Source organism: Dietzia sp. NPDC055343 (genome assembly GCF_053645265.1).
In genome coordinates, this window is the sequence record NZ_JBSHMJ010000089.1 from 1 (window position 1) to 3,870 (window position 3,870).

Annotated in this window: 4 protein-coding genes; all 4 read left to right on the forward strand. The window is 67.4% G+C overall.

The genetic code is table 11. The features are described 5' to 3' along the window. Positions 1-321, forward strand: a 321-nt coding sequence (locus tag ACWIE7_RS18460; RefSeq protein ID WP_454070226.1) for an SDR family NAD(P)-dependent oxidoreductase, incomplete at its 5' end; no start/stop codon positions are given. 126 nt (positions 322-447) lie between these two features. Next, complete coding sequence (locus ACWIE7_RS18465) at positions 448-2,025, forward strand: cytochrome ubiquinol oxidase subunit I (RefSeq protein WP_454070227.1); 1,578 nt, start codon at positions 448-450, stop codon at positions 2,023-2,025. A 10-nt stretch (positions 2,026-2,035) separates the two neighbouring features. Continuing rightward, positions 2,036-3,052: a cytochrome d ubiquinol oxidase subunit II gene (cydB, locus tag ACWIE7_RS18470; RefSeq protein ID WP_454058379.1), complete on the forward strand. Its 1,017-nt coding sequence runs from the start codon at positions 2,036-2,038 to the stop codon at positions 3,050-3,052. Next, the coding region (locus ACWIE7_RS18475; RefSeq protein ID WP_454070228.1) for an ABC transporter transmembrane domain-containing protein at positions 3,049-3,870 on the forward strand (822 nt) is incomplete at its 3' end. The genes cydB and ACWIE7_RS18475, both read left to right, overlap by 4 nt.

A 3,870-nucleotide genomic window follows, 5' to 3' on the forward strand; every position in this document is an offset into this window, starting at 1 on the left:
CTCCGGGGGATGCCCAAGGCGCAGAACACCTACGGGGCGTCCAAGGCCTTCGTGTCGTCGCTCGCGCAGGGGCTGTACGCCGAGCTCGACAGCGCCGGAAGCGACATCACGGTGTCCGACATCCTGCCCGGGTACATCCGTACCGACATCAACCGTTCGGTCAAGACCGCACTCATGACCGAGTTCGACGAGGGGGTGGACGCTCTGGTCAAGACCATCGACGCCGAACCCGTCCGCGCGCTCGTGCCGGCGAAACCCTGGAGGGCGCTCGGGCCGTTGCTGACAGCACTTCCTGAGAAGATCAGCCGCCGCTTCGTCTGACCGCGGGGGTGGCACCGCCGCGGTGGTCAGCCCCCTTTTCCCGAATCGATGCTATCGGCATCCCGGTTCGAGTAGAAGTGATCCTTAATGCACAGCTGAGCGTGATGGCTACTGGACAGGGGAATCATGGAAGCTCTTGATCTGGCCCGATGGCAGTTCGGGATCACCACCGTTTACCACTTCATCTTCGTTCCGCTCACCCTCGGCCTCGCGCCACTGGTGGCGATCATGCAGACGATGTGGGTGGCGACCGGGAAGGAACACTGGCTGCAGCTGACCCGGTTCTTCGGCAAACTGTTCCTCATCAACTTCGCGATCGGCGTGGCCACCGGCCTCGTACAGGAATTCCAGTTCGGCATGAACTGGAGCGAGTACTCCAGGTTCGTCGGGGACGTCTTCGGCGCGCCCCTGGCGCTCGAGGGGCTGGTCGCGTTCTTCCTCGAATCCACCTTCCTCGGACTGTGGATCTTCGGCTGGACCAGGCTGCCGAAACTCCTGCACCTCGCCTGCATCTGGCTGGTCGCGATCGCGGTGAACGTCTCCGGCTTCTTCATCATCGCGGCGAACTCGTTCATGCAGCACCCCGTCGGCGCCGTCTATGACGCCGAATCCGGGCGAGCGCGCCTGGAAGACATCGGGGCGCTGTTCACCAACCCCACCCTCCTGTGGGGCTTCCCCCACGTGATCACCGGTGGGTTCCTCACCGCCGCGACCTTCGTCACCGGGATTGCCGGCTGGTGGATGGTGCGCAGTATGCGCCGCGCCGCGGCGCTGCGGGCCTCGGCGCCTACCGCGTCCCGGGCCGGGGCGGGGTCGGGGAGCCACGCTGTGTCGGACGACGATTCGGCGCCGGGAGATGACGCGGCGCTGGACGAGGCGGCCGCCCTCGAGGACCAGGCCCGGAGAGTGTTCCGCCCGGCGACCCGCCTCGGCCTGCTCGCCATGGTGATCGCTGGTCTGGCCGTCGCCTACACCGGCGACGCCCAGGGCAAGCTCATGTTCCACCAGCAGCCCATGAAGATGGCCTCGGCCGAATCGCTGTGCCAGACCGAGACGGATCCGGACTTCTCCATCCTGACGATCGGGACTCACAACAACTGCGAGAGCGTCATCCATCTCATCGAAGTCCCGTTCGTCCTGCCCTTTCTCGCCGAGGGCAAGTTCGAGGGCGTGACCCTGCAGGGCGTCGAGAACCTGCAGGGGCAGTACGAGGAGCAGTTCGGTCCCGGAAACTACAAGCCGAACCTGTTCGTCACCTACTGGTCGTTCCGCGCCATGATCGGGTTCGCCGCCGGCTCCGCGGCTCTCGCCCTGGCGGGGCTGTGGCTCACGAGGCGGGGCCGGGTCCCCGACCAGAAGTGGTTCGGCTGGCTGGCGCTCATCGCGATCCCCACCCCGTTCCTGGCCAACAGCGCGGGCTGGATCTTCACTGAGATGGGCCGCCAACCCTGGGTGGTGCACCCGAACCCGACCGGTGTCGACATGATCCGCCTGACGGTGGACCAGGGTGTGTCCAACCATTCGGCTGCGACGGTCGTCACCTCGCTGGTCAGCTTCACCCTGCTGTACGCGGTCCTGGCCGTGGTGTGGTTCTGGTTGATGCGTAAACACGCGATGGCCGGACCATTACCAGGGGACTCACAGGTCCCGGGGCTCGATGGCTCCGACGACGAACAGCCCGACTCGCTCAACTTCGCCTACTAGGGGATAAGTCATGGGACTTCAGGAAGTCTGGTTCATCCTCGTCGCGGTGCTGTTCACCGGCTACTTCGTCCTCGAGGGTTTCGATTTCGGTGTGGGTATGCATCTGCCGGTCCTGGGCCGCGGGAAGCACGGGCCGGAGCGCCGCAGCGCGGTGATGAAGACCATCGGGCCGGTCTGGGACGGCAACGAGGTCTGGCTCATCACCGCCGGCGGCGCGCTCTTCGCCGCCTTCCCGGACTGGTACGCCACCCTGTTCTCCGGGTTCTACATGCCGCTGTTGCTCATCCTGCTGGCCCTGATCGTGCGGGTCTGCGCGATCGAGTGGCGGGGCAAGGTCGACGACCCGACGTGGCGCCGGCGCTGTGACATCGGGATCATCTTCGGTTCGTGGGTGCCCGCGGTGCTGTGGGGTGTGGCGTTCGCCAACATCGTGCGCGGCGTGCCGATCGACGCCGACAAGCAGTATGTCGGCGGGTTCTTCAACCTGCTCAACCCCTACGCCCTGCTCGGCGGCGCGACCACCGCGATCGTCTTCGCTCTGCACGGCGCGGTGTTCCTCGCGCTCAAGACCGACGGGCAGCTCCGGACGGATGCGGTCGCACTGGCGCGACGGCTGTCGATCCCGGCGCTCGTGGTGGCCGGCGCATTCGGACTGTGGACCCAGCTCGCGTACGGAGCCGGGTGGACGTGGATCGTCCTGGCGGTGGCGGCGGTGGCACTGGTCATCGTGGTGGCCGCGACCTTCGTGGCCCGCGAGGGGTGGGCGTTCCTGTTCAGCACCGTGGCGATCGCCGCGACCGTCGTGCTGCTGTTCGGCTCGCTGTTCCCCGACGTGATGCCCTCGACGCTCGATCCCGCGTGGTCGCTGACGATCGAGAACGCCTCGTCCGGCCACTACACGCTCACGATCATGACCTGGGCGGCCGCGTTCCTCACCCCGCTGGTGGTGATCTACCAGGGCTGGACGTACTGGGTGTTCCGTAAACGTATCTCCGTGGAGAGCCATCCCGAGCCCGTGTCGGTATGACAACGAGCACTGTCGCCGCCCCCGCCGACGCGCCCGGGACCACGGTGTCCGCCGACCGCAACGACGGCCGTCACGCGCCCATCGACCCCCGCCTGTGGCGCTATTCCCGGGCGGCCCGCGGCTACCTGGTGTGGACCGTGGCCACCGCGGTGCTCGACGTGGTGATGGTGGTGGTCGTCGCCCTGGCCATCGGCCGCATCCTCGCGGGCGCGATCACCACCGACGCGCGGTCCGTGCAGGACTGGGGCCCCGAGCTGACGGTGCTGGGCGCGGCGATCGCCGTGCGGGTGGCGGCGAGCTGGCTCCATTCGCGGTACGCCCACCGGACCGCGACACGGGTCGTCGCGGACCTCGAGTCGGAGGTGCTGGACGCGGCGACGGGCTTTCCGCCTCAGCAGCTGTACCCACGGCGTACGGAGATCGTCGTCGTCCTCACACGGGGGCTCGACGGACTCCGCGAGTACCTCACCGGCTACGTTCCCGCGCTGCTGTCGGCGGTGGTCCTCACACCGGTCGTCATCGTCGTCATCTTCCTGCACGACGTGGCGTCGGCACTCATCGTCGTGGTGACACTGCCGCTGATCCCGCTCTTCATGATCCTGATCGGGTACCTGACGAAGGGGAAGGCCGAACGCACACTCGCGGCCACGACCACCTTGTCGTCGCAGCTGCTCGACCTCCTGGCCGGACTGCCCACACTGCGCGCCCTGGGGAGGGAAAAGGGGCCGTCGGGTCGGATCCGCAAGCTCGGGGAGGCGCACCGCCGCACCACCATGTCGGCGTTGCGGGTGGCGTTCCTGTCGGGCACGGTGCTCGAG

Coding starts and splice junctions, on each gene's coding strand:
- ACWIE7_RS18465 (WP_454070227.1), top strand. CDS start 448: ATGGAAGCTCTTGATCTGGCCCGATGGCAGTTCGGGATCACCACCGTT.
- cydB (WP_454058379.1), top strand. CDS start 2,036: ATGGGACTTCAGGAAGTCTGGTTCATCCTCGTCGCGGTGCTGTTCACC.